Genomic DNA, 23,595 nt, shown 5'->3' with positions numbered 1-23,595 from the left:
CGTTCGATAAGCCAGGCATCCGGTACGCTGCAAAAGGCAGCGCTTGCCGGTAGCCCCACTTTGTGTCCCGACACAGCCTGCGTGCCGAAGGCGAAAAACACAGCGCGCAAACCTTTTGCGCGCGGTCACTCTTGCGCGTCAGCCCTGCAGTTTTGCCAGCATTTCGCGCGTTACCAGAACAATCCCCTCTTCCGACCGGTAGAACCGGCGGGCGTCTTCTTCAGCGTTCTCACCAATGACCATGCCTTCAGGAATAACGCAGGCGCGATCGATGATGCAGCGGCGCAGGCGACACGAGCGCCCTACCCAGACATCCGGTAGCAAGACGGTGGAATCAATGTTGCAAAATGAGTTCACCCGCACCCGCGGGAACAGTACCGACTGCACCACCACCGAACCGGAGATAATGCAGCCGCCGGAAACCAGCGAGTTCAGGGTCATGCCGTGGCTGCCGGAGCGGTCCTGGACGAACTTAGCGGGCGGCAGCGACTCCATGTGGGTGCGGATAGGCCAGTTCTGGTCATACATATCCAGTTCCGGCGTGACCGAGGCGAGATCGAGGTTCGCTTTCCAGTAGGCTTCGAGCGTACCCACATCGCGCCAGTACGGCTCGGCATCAGCATCTGACTGCACGCAGGAGAGCGGGAACGGGTGCGCAAACGCCTGCCCGTCGCGGGTCACTTTCGGGATAATGTCCTTCCCGAAGTCGTGACTCGATTTGTCGTCCTTGTCATCCTCTTCAAGCAGCTCGTAGAGGTAATCGGCATCAAAGATGTAGATCCCCATGCTGGCCAGCGCTTTGGTGTCGTCCCCCGGCATGGTCGGCGGATCGGCCGGTTTCTCAACGAAGGCGATCACTTTGTCGCTCTCGTCTACCGCCATCACGCCGAAGGCGGTGGCTTCATGTTTCGGCACCGGCAGACAAGCCACTGTGCAGCGCGCGCCTTTTTCGACGTGGTCGATCAGCATGCGCGAATAATCCTGCTTGTAGATGTGATCCCCGGCGAGGATCACCACGTACTCCGCTTTGTAGCGCCGAATAATGTCGAGGTTCTGGGTCACGGCATCAGCGGTGCCGCGATACCAGTTTTCACCGTGTACGCGCTGCTGGGCGGGCAGCAGATCGACAAACTCGTTCATCTCTTCACTGAAGAACGACCAGCCGCGCTGGATGTGCTGCACCAGGGTGTGTGACTGGTACTGTGTGATTACGCCCACCCGACGAATGCCGGAGTTGATGCAGTTAGAGAGCGCAAAATCGATAATGCGGAACTTACCGCCAAAGTGAACGGCAGGCTTGGCGCGAGTCGCAGTCAAATCTTTAAGTCGGGTACCACGTCCGCCGGCCAGGATCAGGGCAACGGATTTCATCGGCAACTGTCTTGCCAGCATCAGGGGGTCGTTCTTTTCAAACCTAACCATGACTGACTCCTTTTATGACTTGTGGAATACGCACACGCCGTGCGCGGGGCCATGCCATAACGCCATTACCACCGGGTTGTCCTCAGCGGCGAAAGGGGGAACGGCACGCCATTCCCCGTCAGGTAACACTATGTCAGCCACGTCGTGACCGCCGTTAAGCGCAATCAGCCAGCGGCCTGACAGCTCAATTTGCAGCTGCAAGGCCCCGGCGTGCCACGCACCGGCGTCCATCGGTCGCGCCTGAGCGTCGAGCCAGCGCACGTTGCCATCGCCCTCTTCCCACCACTGATTACGGGTCAGCGCCGGGATCTGCTGGCGAAGGTGCAGTAACGCCGCCACAAAGGAGGTCAATCCTTGATGCGCTTCCTGCCAGTTAAGCCACGTCAGGGCGTTGTCCTGGCAGTAGGCGTTGTTATTACCATGCTGGCTGTGACCATGCTCATCGCCGGCCAGCAACATCGGGGTTCCCTGGGACAGCAGCAGCGTGGTCAGCAGGGCATGTACACTGACGCGCCGCTGCTCGCTGATGCGAACGCCAGCGCCCACGCCTTCAAAACCATGATTATTGCTATGGTTATTATTTGTACCGTCCTGATTGTCTTCGCCGTTAGCCTCGTTGTGCTTATGGTTGTAGCTGACGCAGTCGCGCAGCGTAAAACCATCGTGCGCCGTCACCAGGTTGACCGTCGCATGAGGCAGTCGCCCGTTACGGCGGAACACATCGGCGGACGCGGCAAAGCGGCCCGCAAACTCCCCCAACGACAGGTCGTTTTGCAGCCAGAAACGACGCATCGCGTCGCGAAAATGGTCATTCCACTCGGCGAACAGCGGCGGAAAGTTCCCCACCTGATAGCCGCCCGCGCCAATGTCCCAGGGTTCGGCAATCAGCTTCACCTGCGACAGCAGCGGACAGTTTTTAATCGCCTCAAACAGAGGGGCATCCTGACGATAGTCAGGCGTGCGTCCAAGCACAGAGGCCAGGTCGAAGCGGAAACCGTCTACGTGACAGGTCTCCACCCAGTAGCGCAGGCACTCCAGCGCGTACTGCACCGTGTCGGGCTGGCTGAGGTTGAGCGTGTTTCCGCACCCGGTCCAGTTCTGGTATTCCCCACTGTCACTTAACCAATAATAGCTACGGTTATCGATTCCGCGCAGGGAGAAGGTCGGGCCTTCAACGTCGAGTTCCGCGCTGTGGTTAAGCACGATATCGAGGATCACCTCAATACCGGCGCGATGCAGGCTTTTCACCGCATCACGAAACTCGTTGAGCGCGTTGATTGGGTCCGCCGCGTAGCGTGGGTCGAGACTCCAGTTAGCCAACGGGTTGTAGCCCCAGTAGTTACTCAGGCCCAGCCGCTGCAAACGCGGTTCGCTGGCAAAATGCATCACCGGCAGAAGTTCAATGGCGGTGATACCCAGTTTTTTCAGGTAGTCCACCATCACCGGATGACCGAGCGCGCGGTACGTGCCGCGTATCGCTTCCGGCAGCGCCGGATGCAGTTGCGTCAGGCCTTTAACGTGCGCTTCGTAGATCACCGTCTTGCCCCAGGGCGTGCGCAACGGGGTATCGCCTTCCCAGTCGTACTGCTCGTTGACCACCACCGCCTTTGGTGCAATGGCCGCGTTATCGTGCGGGTCGGGCTGGTCAATGCCGCCGTGCAACAGCGGGTTATCGTCCGTGCTGCCCGCCACCTGACGTGCGCAGGGGTCAATTAACAGCTTCGCCGGATTAAAACGATGGCCCTGCGTCACGTCCCAGGGGCCGTGTACCCGATAGCCATAGCGCTGACCGGGACGTACGCCAGCGGCATAGCCATGCCACAGGTTGCCGGTACGCGCCGGCAGATCGTGGCGCTGCTCATTACCTTCGTTATCGAACAGGCACAGCTCTACGCGCTCAGCATGGGCGGAAAACAGGGTGAAGTTCACCCCGCTCCCGTCGTAGCGTGCGCCGAGCGGGCTGGCTGCGCCTGCCGATAAGCGGCTCATTCCCCCTCCCGCACCAGCCAGATCGTCGCCAGCGGCGGCAGCGTCAGACTCAGGGAGTGTTCACGCCCGTGGGACGCAATGGCATCGGTATGCACCGCACCACCGTTCCCGGCATTGCTGCCGTGGTAGTGGATCGAGTCGGTATTCAGCTCTTCGCGCCACTTTCCGGCCTGGTTTACGCCGATGCGATAACCGTGGCGCGGCACCGGGGTAAAGTTGCTGACCACGATAATCTCGTTGCCGTTACGATCCCGACGCACGAAAGCGAAAATGGAGTTTTCGCTGTCTTCCACCACCAGCCACTCGAAGCCGTAGCTGTCGAAGTCCAGCTCGTGCAGGGCTTTGTGATGACGGTAGGTAAAATTGAGATCCCGCACCAGGCGCTGGACGCCGTGATGCCAGTTATCACCGCCTTCCAGCAGATGCCAGTCGAGGCTGCTGTCGTGGTTCCACTCGCGCCCCTGAGCAAATTCACCGCCCATAAACAGCAGCTTCTTGCCGGGGAACGCCCACATCCACGCATAGTAGGCGCGCAGGTTGGCGAACTTCTGCCAGGCATCGCCCGGCATACGGTCCAGGATCGATTTCTTGCCGTGAACCACTTCGTCGTGCGACAGCGGCAGCACGAAGTTCTCGGTGTGGTTGTAGACCATGCCGAAGGTCATTTTGTGGTGATGATGCTTGCGGTACACCGGGTCGAGCTTCATGTAGTCGAGGGTGTCGTGCATCCAGCCGAGGTTCCATTTGTACCAGAACCCGAGGCCGCCCATCGCGGATGGACGGGACACGCCCGGGAAGTCGGTGGACTCTTCCGCGATCGCCACCGCACCCGGCACCTGCTCGCCGAGCGTGCGGTTGGTGTTGCGCAGAAATTCGATGGCTTCCAGATTCTCACGCCCGCCGAACTCATTGGGGATCCACTCCCCCTCTTTACGGCTGTAGTCGCGATAAATCATTGAGGCGACCGCATCCACGCGCAGGGCGTCGATGCCGAAGCGCTCCACCCAGTAGAGCGCGTTGCCCACCAGATAGTTGCTGACTTCGCGCCGGCCATAGTTGTAAATCAGGGTTTTCCAGTCCTGATGGAAGCCTTCGCGCGGATCGCTGTGTTCGTACAGCGCGGTGCCGTCGAAGCGGGCCAGGCTGAACTCATCGGTCGGGAAGTGGCCCGGCACCCAGTCCAGGATCACGTTCAGCCCGGCGGCGTGCGCGGCGTTCACGAAGTGGCGGAACTCGTCACGGGTGCCGAAGCGGCGCGTCGGCGCATACAGGTTGGTCGGCTGGTAACCCCAGCTGCCGTCAAACGGATGCTCGTTGATCGGCAACAGCTCGATATGGGTGAAGCCCATCTCTTTGACGTAAGGGATCAGCTGCTCGGCCAGCTCCTGATAGCTGAGCCAGAAATTATTGTCAGTGTGGCGACGCCAGGAGCCGAGATGTACCTCATAGATAGAAATCGGCGCATCAAAATCGTTAGCGCGCTGACGCGCTTCGGTTTGCAGAATTTTATCCGGCAGGCCGCAGATCAGCGAGGCGTTGTCCGGGCGCATCTGGCTCTCGAACGCGTAGGGATCGGCTTTGATACGCAGGTTGCCGTTGGCGTCGAGCAGTTCAAATTTGTAGAGCTGACCGTTAAGCGCGCCGGGAACAAACAGCTCCCAGATACCACTTTCGCGGCGCAGACGCATCGGATGGCGGCGGCCATCCCAGTAGTTGAACTGCCCGACCACCGATACGCGACGTGCGTTCGGTGCCCAGACGGAAAAGCGCGTGCCGACAATGCCGTCCAGCGTACAGGCGTGTGCCCCCAGGGTTTCATAGGGGCGCTGATGGGTGCCTTCGGACAGCAGCCAGATATCGAGATCCTGAGTCAGGGTGCCGAAACGGTACGGATCGTCAATCAGGTTTTGTTGGCCGTGCCACATTACCGCCAGCTGATAGCGAAACGGGTTCTTACGCCGCGCCATCAGGCCGCTAAAAAATCCGCGCGAGTCGAGGCATTCCAGCTTGCCCACTTTGCGGCCGGTTTTGGTTTCGATAACCCAGACTTCTGTGGCGTCAGGCAGCAGCGCGCGTACCTCAACGCCCTGGCCGGTGACGTGCATTCCCAGCACCGAGAAAGGATCGGCAAAATGACCGGCAATAAGCGCATTGATCACGTCTCTATCAATATGATGGGACATGCTATTTCATCCTGTTTTAATAGCGTCACACCTATCCAGCCTTACGCCTGTGCGTCCGGTGGTGACACTTTTGTGATGACCTGAACGGGCTACGCGTTTCGTTCCTTTTCTTGCTCCGTTCAACCTTCTGGCAGAGCGCACTGTGATCGCCCTGAACTAATCATAGTCAAGGGTTTAGCGAACTATTCAAAAATTAGGTTAATTACGGATATTTCATATTGCGGGCATAAAAAAAGGGAGGCGCTTAGCCTCCCTTGATTATTACGCCAGCTGCCGTAGCAGACGGCGCAGCGGTTCAGCCGCGCCCCACAGGAGCTGATCCCCCACCGTAAAGGCGGAGAGAAAATCATTGCCCATGTTGAGCTTACGCAGGCGGCCCACCGGGGTGGTAAGCGTGCCGGTGACCGCAGCTGGCGTCAGTTCGCGCATGGTGATGTCGCGGTCGTTCGGGATCACTTTCGCCCACGGGTTATGCGCAGCCAGCATCTCTTCGATGCCGGAAATCGACACATCTTTTTTCAATTTGATGGTAAACGCCTGGCTGTGGCAGCGCAGTGCACCAATGCGCACGCAGAGGCCATCAACCGGGATCGGCGCAGCGGTGTTGAGGATTTTGTTGGTTTCAGCCTGGCCTTTCCACTCTTCACGGCTCTGGCCGTTATCAAGCTGTTTGTCGATCCACGGGATCAGGCTGCCCGCCAGCGGTACGCCGAAGTTATCCACCGGCAGCTCGCCGCTGCGCGACAGTGCGGTGACCTTGCGTTCGATATCGAGAATTGCCGATGCCGGGTCCGCCAGCTGGTCCGCCACGTGATGGTGCAGCGCACCCATCTGCGCCAGCAGTTCACGCATATGACGCGCACCGCCGCCGGAGGCCGCCTGGTAGGTGGCAACCGATACCCACTCCACCAGATCTTCCGCGAACAGACCGCCGAGGGACATCAGCATCAGACTGACGGTGCAGTTACCGCCAACAAAGGTTTTGATGCCGTTATTCAGGCCGTTAGTAATAACGTGCTGGTTAACCGGGTCGAGAATAATAATCGCATCGTCTTTCATGCGCAGCGAAGAGGCCGCATCAATCCAGTAACCCTGCCAGCCGCTTTCACGAAGCTTTGGATAGATTTCGTTGGTATAATCGCCGCCCTGGCAGGTCACGATAATATCGAGCGCCTTAAGGGCATCGATAGAGTAAGCATCCTGCAACGTGCCGCCGGTATGCTGACCAAAGGCCGGTGCCGGCTGGCCGAGCTGGGAAGTTGAAAAGAAAACCGGGCGGATAGCGCTAAAATCGTTCTCTTCTACCATGCGCTGCATGAGTACAGAGCCGACCATACCGCGCCAGCCGATAAAACCAACATTTTTCATAGCGAGTAATTCCTGCGAGATGTGCGTTGTGCAAGCCAGTAGGTAAGCGACTGGACAATACCATCCACCTTACAAAAAGCAGCCAAAGTCGCAAGTGAATTTAATCTATGATTTGCCGACAATTAGAAATAACGCTAATTAGTCGCGTTAATTTATCAAGCATCAGGGATACGTGTAATGAGTGAAATAATTTCTGCGGCGGTACTGCTGATCCTGATTATGGACCCGTTAGGAAACCTGCCGATTTTTATGTCGGTGCTGAAACATACCGAGCCAAAGCGCCGTCGGGCCATTATGATCCGCGAGTTGCTCATTGCCCTGCTGCTGATGCTCATCTTCCTGTTCGCCGGGGAGAAGATCCTCGCATTCCTTAATCTGCGTGCGGAAACGGTATCGATTTCCGGCGGGATTATCCTGTTCCTGATCGCCATCAAAATGATTTTCCCCAGTAACGAAGGCAATGCCACCGGTCTGCCGGCGGGCGAAGAGCCGTTTATCGTACCGCTGGCGATCCCGCTGGTGGCTGGCCCCACCATTCTGGCTACCCTGATGCTGCTCTCGCACCAGTATCCGAACCAGATGGGGCATCTGGTGATTGCGCTGATGATTGCCTGGGGCGGTACCGTCGCCATTCTGCTGCAGTCGTCGCTGTTCCTGCGTCTGCTGGGTGAGAAAGGCGTTAACGCGCTGGAGCGCCTGATGGGCCTGGTGCTGGTGATGCTCTCAACCCAGATGTTCCTCGACGGCATTCGGGCGTGGATGAAAGGCTGAATCATTGCCTGCGCAGGGACGCGCTATTTCCAACTCTCCGGGGCGATGCTTTGACTCAGGCGCAGGGTCGTAAGGCAGAGCTGGTTTATATTCCAGCTCAGGATCCTGCACACCGGTTCCCACAGATTATATTTCGATATCACTTCATGCAGATATAACGCGCCGATACGTTCCAGCGTCAGCGGGCTGGTAGCCTGAAGATAATAGTGCTGCCAGGGTTCAGTCACCGCCGTGGAATTAAGCCCGATTATCGCCGGGGAGTGGATTTGCGCGACCACGTGGTGATCCCGCTTGCGCCGCAGCACCGCGCTGCCACGATGGAACAACAGGCATTCGCCGTCCCGCTGGCTGTCAAAATGTATTATCTGTTGGTTAACGGGCCGCTCCTGATGGCCTGCGCAGGTGAGATGCTTAATAACAAAAATTATGTCTTTCAGTGGCTTGCCATTACCGACCATGATTATTCCCTTAATTAATGATGAGATATCCTGAGCGGCATTATCGCAGGGTGAATAATCATTGATACGCTAAAGCAGTCTCTTTTTGGAGGCAGGCAGCAACAGGCGATATATTCAGAATTCATCCTCGTTTTATTAGCAGTAATCCGGTGCGACGCAACAATGTATTTCTCCGCACGCAGGCAATAAAAAACCCGGCGCGGGCCGGGTTTGAGATTACTAAGGCGCGGGGTTAGCCGAGCAGGCTGAAGGCAATCATGCCGACAATCGCCCCGGTGGTGCCGAGAATGGTTTCCATCATGGTCCAGGTTTTCAGCGTCTGGCCTTCTGTGGCACCGGTAAATTTACCGAACAGCCAGAAGCCGGCGTCGTTCACATGGCTGACCACGATAGAGCCGCCGGCGATGCAGATGGAGAGCGCAGCCAGCTGGGCGCCAGAGTAGTTAAGCTGTTCAATAACCGGCATCACCAGCCCGACGGCGGTGAGACAGGCGACGGTGGCAGAGCCCTGAATAATGCGCACCGCCGCAGCCAGCACAAAGCAGGTTATGGCGACAGGAAGGCCCATGCCGGTCAACGCTTCACCCAATGCCGGACCCACCCCCGAGTCCACCAGAATCTGTTTGAAGACGCCGCCTGCGCCAATAACCAACAGGATAATCCCGGCCGGCTGCAGCGCGTGGCCGCAGATCTCCATCACCTTCTCTTTCGCCATCCCCTGACGGTACGCCAGGCCATAGATCGCCACCAGACAGGCCACCAGAATGGCGGTAAACGGATGACCGATGAACTCCAGCCACTCATAGAGCGTAGTGCCTTCGGTGATGAAGCGGGCCGCGATGGTTTTCAGCCCCACCAGCACCAGCGGCAGCAGGATCAGCGACAGGCTGAAACCAAACGACGGCAGTTTGCCTTCGCCCAGGTGCGGCTCGGAGATATCGTCCGGGATTTTTAACTCAACAAACTTGCTGATGAAGTTACCGTACAGCGGCCCGGCAATCAGCATGCCGGGAATGGCGGCGCACAGCCCGATGAGGATCATCCAGCCGAAGTCGGCATGCATCTGTGACGCCAGCAGCATCGGTGCCGGCCCCGGCAGCAGGAATGCCGCGGCGGCGGCAACACCGGCAAACAGCGGGATCACCAGCTTCACCAGGTTAGTCCCGGTATGACGCGCCATTGAGAACGCCACGCTAATCAGCAGCACAATCGCCACTTCAAAGAACAGCGGCAGCGCGCAGATCAGCCCGGCCAGACCAATGGCATAGTGGGCGCGGCTGTGACCAAACGACTTCAGCATCTTGACTGCAATCTGGTCTACCGCACCCGTTTCATGAAGAATTTTGCCGAACATCGCGCCGAGCGCGACAACGATCGCCAGGAAGCCCAGCGTACCGCCCATCCCTTTTTCCATCGTGGCCGCAATTTTCTCCAGCGGCATTCCGGAAAACAGCCCTGCACCAATCGACACCACCATCAAAGCCAGAAAAGCGTGCATCCGTGCTTTCATGACTAAAAACAGCAGCAGTAAAACCGACCCTGCCGCTGTTAAAACCAGCGTTAATGTACTCACGTTACTGCCTTATTTTTTTATTAACTTAATCATATCCGCAACAACCGCATCTACCGGCTGGTTGATATCGACTACCAGCACATCCGCTTCGTCCGCGCCCGGCTCTTCGAGCGTGGCGAACTGGGTTTGCAGCATCTGTGGTTTAAAGAAGTGCCCTTTGCGCGCCTTCAGGCGCTCGCCGATGGTGTCCATATCTCCTTTCAGATAAATGAAAGAGAGATTCGGGTTGCCGTCGCGCAGCTGATCGCGATAGTGCTTTTTCAGCGCCGAGCAGACAATGAGCGACACTTCATTGGTGCGCTGCATAGCAAAGGCGGCATCGTTCAGCGCCTGCAACCACGGCTTACGGTCGTCGTCGTTCAGCGGTTCGCCGGAAGACATTTTCATAATGTTGCTGCGGGGATGGAGAAAATCGCCATCCAGGAAAGCGGCCTGTAACTTGTACGCCACTTCACGGGCAGTGACGGATTTACCGCTGCCGGAGACACCCATCAGGATGTAAATATGGTGGTCATGATTCGTCGTGCTCATCGCATCGCTCCTGGTGGCACAGTCGTTAATATCGAATGTTACGGGTAACAGTTATCGGTAACATTGTCATGCTGGCTGACAGGCTAAGCAACAACCCGGCGGAGGGAAAGTGAATAAGTGTGAACTACATCAAATTTGTGGACGTCAGATCGATCCGCCCGGTGACAACGTGAAACCTAAATCTAACATCTTCGGCGAGACGATTTCACCGCGCACGCGCGCCAGCAGACGCTCGGCACCGATACGCCCCATGCGCTCGCGCGGCGTCAGCACGCTGGCCAGCAGCGGCTCCATCACCTGCCCGATGTCATGCCCGTGGAAACCGGCGATGGCGACGTCGTGCGGAATGCGCAGCCCGAGACGCTGGCACTCAAACGCCGCGCCCACGGCGAGGTCATCGTTGGTACAAAAGATGCCGTTCAGCTCCGGATATTCGCGCCGCGCCCGGCGAAACAGCTCAATCCCGGATGAATAAGACGACGAGTGCTCATCCATCACGCTATTGGGTGCCAGACCCGCGTCGCGCATTGCCTGCTCGTATCCCAGCTGTTTAATGATAGTGCGTTCATCCAGACGCGCGCCCAGATAGGCCACATGGCGATGCCCACGGGCGATGATAGCGGCGGTCATCTGCCGCGCGGCCTCAAAGTTATCGAAGCCCACGGCAATATCCAGGCAGGGCGACACGCTGTCCATCAGCTCCACCACCGGAATTCCCGCCACTTCGATCATTTTCAGGGTACGCGGCGTGTGGGTACGCTCGGTGAGTACCAGCCCGTCGATATTCCATGACAGCATCGACTCCAGACGCTTCTCTTCCAGCTCGGGCTTATAGCCGTAGTGCGCCAGCATCGTCTGGTAGCCGTGCGCATCGGTCACGCTTTCGATCCCGCGCAGGACTTCAGCAAATACCTGGTTGGTGAGCGAGGGAAGCAGCACGCCGATAGCGCGGCTGGTGGCATTAGAGAGAATATCGGGGGCGCGATTGGGAATATAGCCAAGCTCATCCAGTGCGGCGGCGATCTTGCTGCGCAAGGCCACCGAGACCTGTTCCGGATTGCGCAAAAAACGGCTGACCGTCATTTTGGTCACGCCTACGCGATCTGCCACATCCTGAAGTACCGGTCTTTTCTTTTTCATCGTCCTGAATGGCTTAAAAGGGAAGGATTTCCTCAGTTTATCATGGACAACGAACAACCTCCCTTTTTGCAAAGGGAGGTTGCGGATTTATTTCATTACTCAGACCGGCGGCAGATCGAACAGCAGAATTTCACTGTCGCTGTCGGCATGGATGGAGAGCGCCTGCTCGTCCCAGATGGCCAGACCGTCGCTGGTGGTGGCTTTGGTGCCGTTAATGGAGACGTTACCTTTTACCACCTGGATCCAGACACGGCGTTCTGCGGCAATCTGGTAAACGTTCTGCTCGTCTTTAATCATCGCCCAGCGCGACAGCTCCATATCCTGATGCACTTTCAGCGACCCGTCGCGGGCATCCGGAGAGAGCACCAGCTGGCGACCCTGCGCTGCATCAAAGCGGCGCTGCTCGTAGCGCGGGGTGATGCCGGTTTCTTCCGGAATGATCCATATTTGATACAGGCGCAGACGGTCGGTCTTGCTCGGGTTGTACTCAGAGTGACGTACCCCGGTACCGGCGCTCATAATCTGGAACTCACCGGCGGGCACCTGCTCTTTATTGCCCATGCTGTCTTCGTGCTCTACCGCGCCTTCCAGCACATAGGTCAGGATCTCCATGTCTTTGTGCGGGTGCGTACCGAACCCCTGGCCCGCTTCGACGATGTCATCGTTGATGACGCGCAGTGCGGAGAAGCCCATGAAATTCGGGTCGTAATAGTTGGCGAAGGAAAAGGTGTGCCATGAATCCAGCCAGCCATGATTTGCGTGACCACGTTCTTCAGCTTTGCGTAAGAAAATCATCTTTTATACCCTCGTGTAACCTGAGCCATCAGGCCGTTGTTCGTTGCGATGGATGTAGTGTGGACGTGAACGGCCCAGGATGATAGAGGGTGAAAATTGACTCCTCTGTTCAAATTTTATGAACAAGTACAGAGGAGCCTGCTGAGCTTATCTGTCTAAGGTCACCGTGGCAGGTGATGGCTGCTCAAAGCCGCGTTCGAGGATTTCAAGGTTGGTCAGAACATCAGTTTCCCTGATGTAGTTTTCGGCCCCATGAAGAATGGTTTCATAGAGCGCATCATAGACCCGGCCATAGTCTCCCGTTTCCGGTTGGACCTGCTCGCGCACCGTCTCGCCCGCGTCATTAACGTACTCCAGCTCGCCCACCGAATCGTCAGCCGCAAAGCCCGGCTCGCCCGGCATAATTCCCGCTTTCAGGCTGGTTTCCTGCTGATCGATACCGTATTTGATAAACGAACCGCGAGTGCCGTGCACAATGAACTTCGGATAATCGATTTTCACCAGGTGGCTGGTTTTGACGATGGCTTTCAGACGCCCGTAAAACAGCTGTGCTTCAAAGGTATCATCCGGGTTCGCCGGATTACGCAGGCTGCGAATGTCATACGAGACGTGCTGCGGTCGCCCGAACAGCGAGATGATCTGATCGAGCGTATGCACGCCGAGGCCAAAGAACATGCCGTCCTGCGGCTGGCCCGGCTTCGTCTCTGCCTCAGGGCGGTAATAGTCGAAGTGGCTCTCAATTTCGACAATCTCGCCCAGTTTGCCGCTCTCGATCACCTTCTTCGCCGTCAGGAAGCAGGCATCAAATCGGCGGTTCTGGTACGGGGTCACTATCAGCCCCTTGCGCTGCGCCAGTTCAAACAGGGTGCGCGCTTCGGCAAGGGTCATGGTGAACGGCTTTTCCACCAGCACGTTTTTGCCGGCTTCCAGCGCCCGGCGCGCGTAGTCGAAATGGCTGTCCGCATGGGTACAGACCACCACCAGCTGCACAGCGGGATCGGTGAGAATATCGTCCAGATTACTGGTGAAGTGGATGCCCTGATACTGCGGCTCGTGTTCCGCCAGCTTTTCATGGCGGCGATAGATGTGGGCGACGTGAAGCTTATCTTTGCGGTTGAGCACATAGGGCAGATGGTAACGGGTGGTGCTTTTGCCAAATCCAATCCAGGCGCAGTGAAGTGTCATCGCATATTCCTTATTTTATGTCCTCCAGCAACCTTAGCCACAATCTCATTATGATGCCACCCCGGTCGCAATTGCCGGAATAAGGGCTATTAATTCGTTGTATTCCCGCTAATAATATCGCAGTCCATTTTTGGCTTTATTATCGTTAGGCATTGCCCGTCCTGCATGCTAGTCTGCCGGCCAGACTGATTCTGGCATTACCCTTTATATAGCAGCGCACAGGCTGCGATCGGATTAACATGGTACGAGTTCATTATTTTTTAAACGCGGGGCTGTGTTGCTGGTCGCTGGCGCTATTTTTCTGGTGCGTTTACGCCACGCCCTGGGCAATTTTTCCCGGCGTGCTGGCGCTCATCGCCTTCATACTTCATGGCTTTCAACAGCGAGTTTTTACTATGTTTGGAAAAAATAAGAGTCCCACCACCGAGCCGCAAAATAGCGTGATGGTTACCCCGGCAGCGCCAGAAAAAGAGACACCGCGCGAAGAGAAACAGAATAATACCGTTATCTCCAGCGACGTACGCTTTGAAGGCAATATTATCGCCAGCGGCCAGGTGTACATTTACGGTGAAGTTCACGGCAATATCGAGTCCAACGGCGGCATTATCAAAATCATGCGCAACGGTCTGGTGCAGGGCAACATCGTGTGCCGCGAGCTGATTGTTGACGGCACCGTCAATGGCGAATGCAAATCGGAGAGCATCGATATCTATGAGAACGGCACGCTGAACGGCGCCATGAGCTATGCCTCACTGGCGATCAAAAAAGGCGGCGTGTTTATCGGGAAATCGCTGGCGCAGCAGATGACCGAGAAGAAAACCAATGTGATTGATCTGACCCCTGAGCCAGGCACCGACGAGCCGGTTGCCATTCAGAAGAGCCGTCAGAAGAGTTAACCCGCCCGTGGCCGGGCCATCATGCCCGCGCCCCTGCCTCTTGCTCCGAATTGCGGGCAAAAAAAAAGCCAGCACCCGGCTGGCTAAGAAATACTGGAAGCAATGTGAGCAATGTCGTGCTTTCAGGTTCTCCGTTGGGGTATCCCCTGAACGCATGGCAATAATAATCATTATCATTCGCATGTGTCCAGCATTTTTTTCAAAAAAATGCATTGACTGCAAAAGTAAAGTCAATGATGTTTAAAGGGATTTCTGTAACTCATTGAGGAGAAAAGGATGTGTGAGATTGTGATTCGCCATGCAGAGAAAACGGACGTAGCGGCAGTGCATCACCTGTTTACGCTGCCCGAGGTCATTCGCAACACCCTGCAGGTGCCACATCCTTCTCTGCATATGTGGGAAGAGCGGATGCATCCGCTACCGAGCGATCAGCGGCAGCTGGTGGCCTGCATTGACGGACGCGTGGTCGGGCATCTGGCGATGCACATTCCTCCCCGCCCGCGCCGCAGCCATACCGCCAGCTTTGGTATTTGCGTCGATCCCGCGTTCGGCAACCGCGGCGTTGCCAGCGCGCTGCTGAGTGAAATGATCGACCTGTGCGACAACTGGCTGCGCGTGGAGCGCATTGAACTGACGGTATTTGTCGATAACGCGCCGGCGATTGCCGTTTATCGCAAATTTGGCTTTGAAATCGAGGGCACCGCTAAAGGCTATGGCCTGCGTGAGGGCGAATATATTGATGCTTATTATATGGCACGTCTGAAAGCGGGCTAAATTAACCGGCCGGGGATATTTTCTTCAGCCTGATGCGAAGTATTCCACGCCGGAATAAACAAACCCGGCGCGGATTTACCTTAAATACACCTCAGGCTGCGTCAAATACTTCTCTCCGGCATTAATATGCGTCCTGATTAATAATCAGGACTAATTGTTAACCTAAAAATAATAACGCCCCGGTGCGGGGCGTCAGGCATTAATATCCAGCCGTCAGGCCATCAACGGTACGGGGATCGGAAGCGCCATATTTAATGCCGTCCGGCCCCAGCATTATGCTCTGGGTGCTTCCCATCACGTCTTTCACTTCCACCTTCTGCCCTTTATCGCGCAGCAGTTTCAGCGTGTCCGGGCTGAAGCCCTTCTCCACGCGCAGCTCATCCGGCAGCCACTGATGATGGAAGCGCGGCGCGCTGGTCGCCTCGGCTACATTCATGCCGAAATTGACGGTGTTGATTATCATCTGCAGCACGGTAGTGATAATGCGGCTGCCGCCAGGGCTGCCGGTGACCAGCCAGGTTTTGCCATCCTTCACCACAATGGTCGGTGACATCGACGACAGCGGACGCTTGTTCGGCCCCACGGCGTTCGCGTCTCCCCCCACCAGCCCATAAACATTCGGCACGCCAGGCTTGGCTGAGAAGTCGTCCATCTGGTTATTCAGCAGGATACCGGTATTTCCCGCCACGATGCCCGAACCGAAGTTGGTATTCAGCGTGTAGGTGACCGCGACCGCGTTGCCCTGCTTATCCACCACCGAGAAATGGGTAGTCTGGTTGCTTTCATAAGGAGTCAGATTGCCCGGCTTGATGGTTTCCGAAGGCAGCGCCTTGTTAAGATCGATTTTCTGCGCCAGGGATTTGGCATAGGCTTTGCTGGTCAGCGCCTGCCACGGCACCTTCACGAAGTCAGGGTCGCCGAGATACTCCGAGCGGTCAGCGTAGGCAAATTTTTCCGCTTCGGCGATGGTGTGTATCGCGTCGGCGCTGCCAAAGCCGTACTTCGCCAGATCGACGTTTTCGAGAATATTGAGGATCTGCACGATATGGATCCCGCCGGAGGACGGGGGCGGCATGGAAAAGATTTCATACCCGCGATAGGTGCCGCTGATCGGCGTGCGCTCCACCGCTTTATAGGCTGCCAGATCCTCCCGGGTAATAAGCCCGCCGTTTTTTGCCATTTCGTCGGCAATCTGCGTGGCGATCTCGCCTTTATAGAACGCATCTGGCCCCTGCTCAGCAATCATCTCCAGGCTGTGAGCGAGGTTCTCCTGCACCAGCTTGTCGCCTTTCTGCAGCGGATTGCCGCCGACGTGCCAGAAAATGGCTTTGCTGTTGGCATGATTCGCCAGGTTCTCCATCCCGTAGGTGTTGAGGTCGAAGGCTAACGCATCGTTAACCCAGATACCGTCCCGGGCCAGGGTAATCGCCGGCTGAATCACCTTATTCAGCGGCAGCGAGCCGTACTTTTCGATCGCCAGCGCGAACCCGGCGACGGTGCCCGGCGTACCGGAAGCCAGATGCGAGGTCAGCGATTTTTTGCTGTCGGCGTCGCCCTTCTCATTGAGGAACATATCGCGCGTGGCCTTTGCCGGTGCCATCTCGCGGAAATCGATCGCGGTGGTTTTCCCGTCGGCGGTACGCAGCATCATAAACCCGCCGCCGCCGAGATTACCGGCCTGCGGATGGGTCACCGCCAGCGCAAACCCGACGGCGACCGCCGCATCTACCGCATTACCGCCCTGTTTGAGGATCTCCACCCCGACGCGCGTCGCGGTGGCATCCACCGTCGAAACCATGCCGTTGTGGGCTTCCACCGGGTGGAAAATGTCTTTCTCAACGCCATAGGAAACCGGTGCTGGCGCGGTCGGCGCCGCCGTTACGCTAAAGCTTCCCCCTGCCGTCAACATCACAATGGCGACCAGCCGCGCCACGCTGCGCTTTATCATCATTCATCTGCTCCTTAAACCAGGGGAGGCTTTCCCCGCTTCAAGTCTGGTTCACAACTCTGAAAAGATCATCGTTATGGCGCAGAAGGGATACACTTAAGGGATCTCCCTGAAGGAGGAATGACCATGAAAAAGCTAATTTTACTGGCAGCGCTGCTGCCGCTGACGGCCCTCGCTGCGCCGCTGGATAATCCGACTAACAGCCCGAATCGCCCGGGTTATCAGAACCCGACCCAGCAGCGGATGCAGACGCAGATGCAGTCTCAGCAAATCCAGCAGAAAGGAATGCTCAACCAGCAGCTCCAGACGCAAACCCGGACGCAGCAGCAGCATCTGAATACGCAGATAAACACCAACACGCAGAGAATTCAGCAGGGGGAGCTCAACCCCCGGTCTCAGCAGCTCCTGCCCAACAGCCAGGGCGGAATGCTGAGCGGGGGAAGCAGCAATAGCGCAGGCGCGCTGAGCGGTGGCGAACAGCACATGATCCAGCCAAAAACCAACGGCGATATGCTGCGCCGCTAGAGCGAGCTGGCTTTTACGCGCTGAAATCCGGGCCGATCTCGTCGATGCGGTCGGTGCAGATACAGTCAACGCCCCAGCCCAGCAGCGTCGCGGCGCGCTGGGGATCGTTGACGGTATAGACCAGGATACGTAGCCCGGCGGCTTTCAGCTCGCTGACGCGCGATTTATCGAGCAGCCGGTGGTTAAGGTGGATCGACACGCACGCCAGCCCGTCGGTCAGGTCGCGCCAGTCATCGCGCCACTCATCAAGCAGCAGACCGCGCGGCAGTTCCGGTACAGCGGCCTGCGCGGCTTTCAGCGCATCAATCTCAAACGACGACAGCAGCGGCGCGGTCATGCCCTGCCACAGCTCGCGTGCTGCCAGCGCCACCACGCGTCCGGTTTCCGGGCCAGTGCCGGTGGTCGGTTTTATTTCGATGTTCGCCATCATCTGGTGCTGGCGGCAACGCGCCGCCACCTCAGAGAGCAGCGGCAGCTTTTCGCCCTTGAACGCCCCGCCGTACCAGCCGCCAGCGTCCACTTTCAGCAGATCGTCCCACGCCAGCGCTCCCGCCACGCCCCAGCCATTGCTGGTGCGCTCCAGCGTGTCGTCGTGCAGCAGGAAGATCTGCCCGTCTTTCGAGAGCTTGACGTCAAACTCAATCATGGTGTGACCGTAGTGCGCCCCGACGTCGATTGCCGCCAGGGTGTTTTCCGGTGCCAGTTTGCCGCCGCCGCGGTGGGCGACGATGCGAGGATAGGGCCAGTTCATAGACGTTGTCCTGTTTCACCATCGAAGAAGTGCAGGTTCGCTTCAGGAAGCTGCAGCCACAACGTACTGCCCGGCTGCGGACGCTCCTGATGCGCCAGGCGCGCCACCACTTTCTGGCTGCCCCAGCGGCCATGCGCGAGGTTGTCGGCCCCCAGCATCTCAAGGGTGTCCATCACCAGCGGAATGCCGCCTGCGGCCTGTGAGCTTAGCGCAATATGTTCCGGGCGGATACCCAGCGTCACCTTGCGGCCCGCCAGGCTGAGGCGCTGCTGGCCCAGCGGCAGCGTGATGCCATCATTCATCTCAAAATGGCTACCCGACACGCCGATACGCCCTTCCAGCAGGTTCATCGCCGGGGAGCCGATAAAGCTCGCCACGAAGCGGCTGGCCGGTTTCTCATACACTTCCACCGGAGTGCCGATCTGCTCGGCGATGCCCTTGTTCATCACCATCACGCGCTGCGCCAGGGTCATGGCCTCCACCTGGTCGTGGGTGACGTACAGGCTGGTGGTTTTCAGGCGGCGGTGCAGGTGTTGCAACTCCAGACGCATCTGCACGCGCAGTTTGGCATCAAGGTTAGAGAGCGGTTCATCGAACAGGAACACCGCCGGATCGCGCACGATGGCGCGGCCCATCGCCACGCGCTGACGCTGCCCGCCGGAGAGCTCGCGCGGACGACGTTTCAGCAGCGCATCCAGCTCCAGAATACGCGCCGCCTCCCGGACGCGCTCCTCGATGTGCGCTTTACCCATCCCGCGAATTTTCAGTCCCCAGGCCATGTTCTCTTCCACGCTCATGTGCGGATAGAGCGCATAGTTCTGGAACACCATCGCGATGCCGCGCTCTTTTGGCTCCAGATTAGTGACACGCTGATTGTCGATCCAGATATCACCGGCCGACACCTGCTCCAGCCCGGCGACCATGCGCAGCAGCGTCGATTTGCCACAGCCGGACGGCCCGACCATGACGATAAACTCTCCGTCCGCGACGTCCAGCGTCAGCGGCTGAATGACCTGGGTTTTGCCATCCCAACTTTTGGTTACTGCCTGTAATTTCAGTCCGGCCATTTTATTTCTCACTGTCCACTAAACCACGCACGAACGCGCGCTGCATGGCTAAAACGATAACGATGGGGGGGATCATGGTGAGCAGCATCGCCGCCATCACCTGATTCCACTGGGTACTGCCGTCGCCGGTGGCGATCATCCCTTTGATACCTGCCACCGCGGTGCCCAGGTCCGCATCACTGATGATCAGCAGCGGCCACAGGTACTGGTTCCAGCCGTAGATAAAGGTGATCACGAACAGCGCCGCGAGGTTGGTTTTCGACAGCGGCAGCACGATGTCGCGGAAAAAGCGCATCGGCGAGGCGCCATCAATGCGCGCCGCTTCCATTAGCTCGTCCGGCAGCGTCATAAAGAACTGGCGGAACAGGAAGGTCGCGGTCGCCGATGCCATCAGCGGCAGCGTCAGGCCGGTATAGCTGTCGAGCAGATCCAGCCTGGCAATCACTTCCACCGTCGGGAAGATACGCACCTCAACCGGCAGCATCAGGGTGATAAAGATCATCCAGAAGAACAGGTTACGCAGCGGAAAGCGGAACCAGACGATGGCAAAGGCCGACAGCATCGATACCGTGATTTTGCCCACGGTGATCGCCAGCGCCATGATGAAACTGTTGAGCAGCATCAGGCTGAACGGCGTACCACCGCCGGTCACGCCCTGGGTCCAGATGTGCGACAGGTTTTCCCACAGATGGCCGCCTGGGATCAGGGTCATCGGCGTCTCAAACACCGCTTTGCTGTCGAGAGTGGCCGCCACCACCGCGACATAGAGCGGAAACAGGATGGCGGCAATGCCCAGAATGAGCAGGGTATGGCTGAAAATCGTCAGCCCGCGACGGTTCTCGATCATTGATAGCGCACCTTACTTTCCACGTAGCGGAACTGCACCACGGTCAGGACAATCACCAACGCCATCAGCACCACCGACTGCGCGGCAGACGATGAGAGATCCAGCCCGGCAAAGCCTTCGCGGTAGATTTTGTAGATAAGCGTGGTAGTGGCCTGCACCGGGCCGCCTGCGGTCGCCGCGTCGATCACCGGGAAGGTGTCGAAGAAGGCGTAGACGAGGTTAACCACCAGCAGGAAGAAGCTCACCGGCGCAATCAGCGGCAGTGACAGCTTAAAGAAGCGGCGCACTGGCCCGGCCCCGTCGATAGCGGCAGCTTCCACCAGCGAACGCGGGATAGATTGCAGCGCAGCGAAGAAGAACAGGAAGTTATAGCTGATCTGCTTCCACACCGAGGCGAAGACCACCAGGAACATCGCCTGCCCGCTGTTCTGGGCGTGGTTCCAGCCATAGCCGAATTCGCCGAGAAAATGAGTGATCAGGCCGCGCCCTGGGTTAAACAGGAAGATCCACAGAACCGCCGCAACGGCAGGGGCAACGGCATAGGGTAACAGCATCAGCGTCTGGTAAAGACGGCTGCCGCGCACCACGTAATCGACCAGCGCCGCAAAGAACAGCGACACCAGCAGCCCGGAAACGGTGACCATGGCGCTGAATTTAATGGTGGTCCAGAAGGCGTCGAGATAGTAACTGTCGTTGAACAGGCCGACAAAATTATCGAGGCCGACAAACTGGCTGGACAGCCCGAACGGATCGACGCTTTGCACCGAATACCAGAGCGCTTCGCCCGCAGGCCAGATAAAGAAGATGATTGTGATGATGAGCTGCGGGGCGACCAGAAGATAAGGCAGCCAGCGCGAGCGGAACACCGGACGGGATGATGACATAGAGAAACGCTTTCCTGAAAAAATGCCGGGTGCGGCTTCGCCTTACCCGGCCTACATAAGGCATATTACAGGCCCGCGAAGCGAAGCCGACTCGTCAATCCTGTGCAGAGCGGGTAAGACGAAGCCCCCCCTGTACCAACCCGGCAATCCCTGCCGTAGGGCGGGTAAGCAAAGCGCGCCCGCCAGGCCAATCCGCCGTCGGGATTACGACTTAGTAGACTGCTCGAAGCGGCGCAGCAGCGCGTTGCCACGCTCAACCGCAGAGTCCAGCGCCTGCTGAGGGGCTTTTTTACCGGTCCAGACGCTTTCCAGCTCTTCATCCACGACGGTGCGGATCTGCGGCATGTTGCCCAGACGCAGACCTTTGGTGAACGGCAACGGCGGCTTGTTCAGCATCTGACGGGTCGCGATGTCGGCACCCGGGTTTTTGTCATAGAAGCCCTGCTCGCGGGTCAGGTCGTAAGCGGCTTTGGTGATCGGCAGATAGCCGGTCTTCTGGTGCCACTCCGCCGCGTTTTCCGGCTTCGCCAGGAAGTCGAGGAATTTGGCTACGCCCTGATAGGTTTCTTTATCTTTGCCCTGCATCACCCACAGGCTGGCACCGCCGATAATGGCGTTCTGTGGCGCGCCTTTCACGTCGGCGTCGTATGGCATCATGCCAACACCGTAGTTGAATTTGGCGTAGTGACGGATATCCGCCAGCGAGCCGGATGACGCGGTAGTGATAGCGCAGTCACCGCTATAGAACTTCTCGGTCGACTCATCCTTGCGCCCGAAGTAGGTGAAGTCGCCCTTCTTGTTCATCTCCTGCAGCATGGCGATGTGCTTTACCTGCTCAGCTTTGTTGAATTCCAGTACCGCGTCGGTGCCGTCGAAGCCGTTATTTTTGGTCGCCACCGGCAGACCGTGCCAGGCGCTGAAGTTTTCAATCTGGATCCAGCCCTGCCAGCCGCTGGCGTAGCCGCATTTCATCCCGGCTGCTTTCAGCTTCGCGGTGTAGGCCGCCAGATCCTGCCAGGTTTTCGGCGGCTGCTCCGGATCTAAACCGGCTTTTTTGAAGGCGTCTTTGTTGTAATACAGCACCGGCGTGGAGCTGTTGAACGGCTGGGAGAGCAGATGACCGCTTTTCGCATCGGTGTAGTACCCGGAAACGGTCGGCACGAACTGGGATTCATCAAAGTTGATGCCCGCATCCTTAAACACTTCGTACACCGGCTTGATCGCTTTGGAGGCCATCATAGTGGCGGTGCCGACTTCATACACCTGCAGGATGGCCGGCGCGTTGCCGGTACGGAAAGCCGCAATGCCCGCCGCGAGGTTCTGTTCGTAGTTACCTTTATAGACCGGCACAATCTTGTAGTCGGGGTTCGCCTGGTTGAAACGGCTCGCCAGGGATTCCACTTCCTTACCTAACTCCCCTTCCATTGAGTGCCAGAACGGAATAGAGGTTGCAGCCATCGCCTGCCCGGCAAATGCCATGCTCAGCGCCAGCCCCAAAGCAGTGTGTCGTAATGATGTCATTCGGGTTATCTCTCTTGTTGTGCCGGATGCGCGAAACCACGCGTTTTGTGCTCGCGAGGTAACATGACATGCGCGAATGACAGAAAAATAACTTTTTATTTACAGTCTTGTGACAGGATGGCGGCGGAAGCGTGATGGAATGATGAAGGTATTATGGCGAAAATTATGGAGTGCGGCCTGACGCCCCCACCCACGTTTTCCGTAATAGAGGGGAAAGAGTAAAAGGCAGCATACGCCGCCTTTTAGTTGATACTTAACCGCCCAGATAGGCGCTGCGCACGGCTTCGTTGGCGAGCAGCGCGTCACCGGTATCTTCCAGCACCACATGACCGTTTTCCAGCACGTAGCCGCGGTCGGCGAGCTTCAGCGCCTGGTTAGCGTTCTGCTCGACGAGGAAGATAGTCATGCCCTCCTGGCGCAGCTGTTCAATGGTATCGAAAATCTGCTGGATGATGATCGGTGCGAGGCCCAGCGAGGGTTCATCCAGCAGCAACAGGCGCGGCTGGCTCATCAGCGCGCGGCCAATCGCCAGCATCTGCTGCTCACCGCCGGACATGGTGCCCGCGCGCTGAATGCGGCGCTCGTGCAGACGCGGGAACAGATCGTACACCCGCTGAATACGCTGCTGGTACTGCGCGCGCTCGGCAAAGAAGCCGCCCATCGCCAGGTTCTCTTCCACCGTCATACGCGAGAAGACGCGGCGGCCCTCCGGTACAATCGCCACCGCTTCGCGCATGATGCGTGCGGTCTGCCAGTCGGTGATCTCCTTACCATCAAACACGATTTTCCCGCTGCTGGCGCGCGGGTCACCGCACAGGGTGCCGAGCAGCGTGGTTTTTCCCGCGCCGTTCGCGCCGATAAGCGTCACGATCTCGCCCTGCTTAATCGTCAGGCTGACCTCATGCAGCGCCTGAATCTTGCCGTAGTGCGCACTCACCCGGTCAAACGACAACATTACCTTTTCCAT

21 protein-coding genes are annotated in these 23,595 nt (G+C 57.8%); 4 read left to right on the top strand and 17 right to left on the bottom strand.

The genetic code is table 11. The features are described 5' to 3' along the window. Positions 1-138: 138 nt before the first annotated feature. The 4 genes from glgC to asd form a co-directional block, all read right to left on the bottom strand. On the bottom strand, positions 139-1,422 hold the full coding sequence (gene glgC, locus KFZ77_RS01275) for a glucose-1-phosphate adenylyltransferase (RefSeq protein WP_031521833.1): 1,284 nt from the start codon (positions 1,420-1,422) through the stop codon (positions 139-141). A gap of 12 nt (positions 1,423-1,434) precedes the next feature. Further along, positions 1,435-3,411: a glycogen debranching protein GlgX gene (glgX, locus tag KFZ77_RS01270; RefSeq protein WP_264385247.1), complete on the bottom strand. Its 1,977-nt coding sequence runs from the start codon at positions 3,409-3,411 to the stop codon at positions 1,435-1,437. Further along, the gene (gene glgB, locus KFZ77_RS01265) at positions 3,408-5,594 is read right to left on the bottom strand and encodes a 1,4-alpha-glucan branching enzyme (RefSeq protein WP_264385246.1); all 2,187 of its coding nucleotides are present in this window, start codon (positions 5,592-5,594) and stop codon (positions 3,408-3,410) included. The genes glgX and glgB overlap by 4 nt, the downstream gene beginning before the upstream one ends. Before the next feature lie 261 nt (positions 5,595-5,855). Next, positions 5,856-6,962: an aspartate-semialdehyde dehydrogenase gene (gene asd, locus KFZ77_RS01260; protein WP_264385245.1), complete on the bottom strand. Its 1,107-nt coding sequence runs from the start codon at positions 6,960-6,962 to the stop codon at positions 5,856-5,858. A gap of 177 nt (positions 6,963-7,139) precedes the next feature. On the opposite strand from asd, the gene KFZ77_RS01255 reads away from it, so the two are divergent. Next, positions 7,140-7,733 (top strand): YhgN family NAAT transporter, encoded by a 594-nt coding sequence (locus KFZ77_RS01255; RefSeq protein ID WP_264385244.1) that lies wholly within the window; start codon positions 7,140-7,142, stop codon positions 7,731-7,733. A gap of 23 nt (positions 7,734-7,756) precedes the next feature. Here the strand turns inward: KFZ77_RS01255 and KFZ77_RS01250 are convergent, their stop codons facing one another. The 6 genes from KFZ77_RS01250 to KFZ77_RS01225 form a co-directional block, all read right to left on the bottom strand. Next, positions 7,757-8,191 carry a hypothetical protein gene (locus tag KFZ77_RS01250; protein WP_264385243.1) on the bottom strand — a complete coding sequence of 145 codons (435 nt, stop codon included), beginning with the start codon at positions 8,189-8,191 and terminating at the stop codon, positions 7,757-7,759. A 232-nt stretch (positions 8,192-8,423) separates the two neighbouring features. Beyond that, entirely contained in the window at positions 8,424-9,764 is a 1,341-nt protein-coding gene (gntU, locus tag KFZ77_RS01245; protein WP_031521846.1) for a gluconate transporter, read from the bottom strand. A 9-nt stretch (positions 9,765-9,773) separates the two neighbouring features. Further along, the gene (gntK, locus tag KFZ77_RS01240) at positions 9,774-10,295 is read right to left on the bottom strand and encodes a gluconokinase (RefSeq protein WP_031521848.1); all 522 of its coding nucleotides are present in this window, start codon (positions 10,293-10,295) and stop codon (positions 9,774-9,776) included. A 144-nt stretch (positions 10,296-10,439) separates the two neighbouring features. Then, positions 10,440-11,435, bottom strand: coding sequence for a gluconate operon transcriptional repressor GntR (gene gntR, locus KFZ77_RS01235; protein WP_264385242.1), 996 nt, complete (start codon positions 11,433-11,435; stop codon positions 10,440-10,442). A 99-nt stretch (positions 11,436-11,534) separates the two neighbouring features. After that, complete coding sequence (locus KFZ77_RS01230) at positions 11,535-12,230, bottom strand: pirin family protein (protein WP_031521851.1); 696 nt, start codon at positions 12,228-12,230, stop codon at positions 11,535-11,537. A 147-nt stretch (positions 12,231-12,377) separates the two neighbouring features. Further along, positions 12,378-13,415, bottom strand: a complete 1,038-nt coding sequence (locus KFZ77_RS01225) for an oxidoreductase (protein ID WP_264385241.1) — start codon at positions 13,413-13,415, stop codon at positions 12,378-12,380. Between the two features lie 395 nt (positions 13,416-13,810). On the opposite strand from KFZ77_RS01225, the gene KFZ77_RS01220 reads away from it, so the two are divergent. Both KFZ77_RS01220 and yhhY read left to right on the top strand, forming a co-directional pair. Beyond that, positions 13,811-14,311 (top strand): bactofilin family protein, encoded by a 501-nt coding sequence (locus KFZ77_RS01220; RefSeq protein ID WP_264385240.1) that lies wholly within the window; start codon positions 13,811-13,813, stop codon positions 14,309-14,311. A gap of 276 nt (positions 14,312-14,587) precedes the next feature. Beyond that, on the top strand, positions 14,588-15,085 hold the full coding sequence (gene yhhY / locus KFZ77_RS01215) for an N-acetyltransferase (protein WP_264385239.1): 498 nt from the start codon (positions 14,588-14,590) through the stop codon (positions 15,083-15,085). Between the two features lie 199 nt (positions 15,086-15,284). Here yhhY and ggt read toward each other — a convergent pair whose 3' ends face one another. After that, positions 15,285-17,033, bottom strand: a complete 1,749-nt coding sequence (gene ggt, locus KFZ77_RS01210) for a gamma-glutamyltransferase (protein WP_264386227.1) — start codon at positions 17,031-17,033, stop codon at positions 15,285-15,287. 126 nt (positions 17,034-17,159) lie between these two features. Between ggt and KFZ77_RS01205 the strand changes: the two genes are divergently transcribed. After that, positions 17,160-17,558 (top strand): DUF2756 family protein, encoded by a 399-nt coding sequence (locus tag KFZ77_RS01205; protein WP_264385238.1) that lies wholly within the window; start codon positions 17,160-17,162, stop codon positions 17,556-17,558. Between the two features lie 13 nt (positions 17,559-17,571). On the opposite strand, the gene ugpQ is transcribed toward KFZ77_RS01205, so the two are convergent. The 6 genes from ugpQ to livF all read right to left on the bottom strand — a co-directional run bounded on the left by ugpQ (position 17,572) and on the right by livF (position 23,595). After that, positions 17,572-18,309, bottom strand: a complete 738-nt coding sequence (gene ugpQ / locus KFZ77_RS01200) for a glycerophosphodiester phosphodiesterase (protein ID WP_264385237.1) — start codon at positions 18,307-18,309, stop codon at positions 17,572-17,574. Beyond that, on the bottom strand, positions 18,306-19,376 hold the full coding sequence (locus tag KFZ77_RS01195; protein WP_031521864.1) for a sn-glycerol-3-phosphate import ATP-binding protein UgpC: 1,071 nt from the start codon (positions 19,374-19,376) through the stop codon (positions 18,306-18,308). The genes ugpQ and KFZ77_RS01195 overlap by 4 nt, the downstream gene beginning before the upstream one ends. A 1-nt stretch (position 19,377) precedes the next feature. Beyond that, positions 19,378-20,223: a sn-glycerol-3-phosphate ABC transporter permease UgpE gene (gene ugpE / locus KFZ77_RS01190; protein WP_264385236.1), complete on the bottom strand. Its 846-nt coding sequence runs from the start codon at positions 20,221-20,223 to the stop codon at positions 19,378-19,380. After that, positions 20,220-21,107, bottom strand: a complete 888-nt coding sequence (gene ugpA / locus KFZ77_RS01185) for a sn-glycerol-3-phosphate ABC transporter permease UgpA (RefSeq protein WP_031521868.1) — start codon at positions 21,105-21,107, stop codon at positions 20,220-20,222. Before ugpA ends, ugpE begins: the two co-directional genes overlap by 4 nt. Before the next feature lie 204 nt (positions 21,108-21,311). Continuing rightward, positions 21,312-22,628, bottom strand: a complete 1,317-nt coding sequence (gene ugpB, locus KFZ77_RS01180) for a sn-glycerol-3-phosphate ABC transporter substrate-binding protein UgpB (RefSeq protein WP_031521870.1) — start codon at positions 22,626-22,628, stop codon at positions 21,312-21,314. A 253-nt stretch (positions 22,629-22,881) separates the two neighbouring features. Continuing rightward, entirely contained in the window at positions 22,882-23,595 is a 714-nt protein-coding gene (gene livF / locus KFZ77_RS01175) for a high-affinity branched-chain amino acid ABC transporter ATP-binding protein LivF (protein WP_264385235.1), read from the bottom strand.

This window comes from Siccibacter colletis, assembly GCF_025914095.1.
GTDB lineage: Bacteria > Pseudomonadota > Gammaproteobacteria > Enterobacterales > Enterobacteriaceae > Siccibacter > Siccibacter colletis.
Note: the sequence above shows the minus strand (reverse complement) of the source record. Positions and strands in the feature narration are given on the sequence as shown.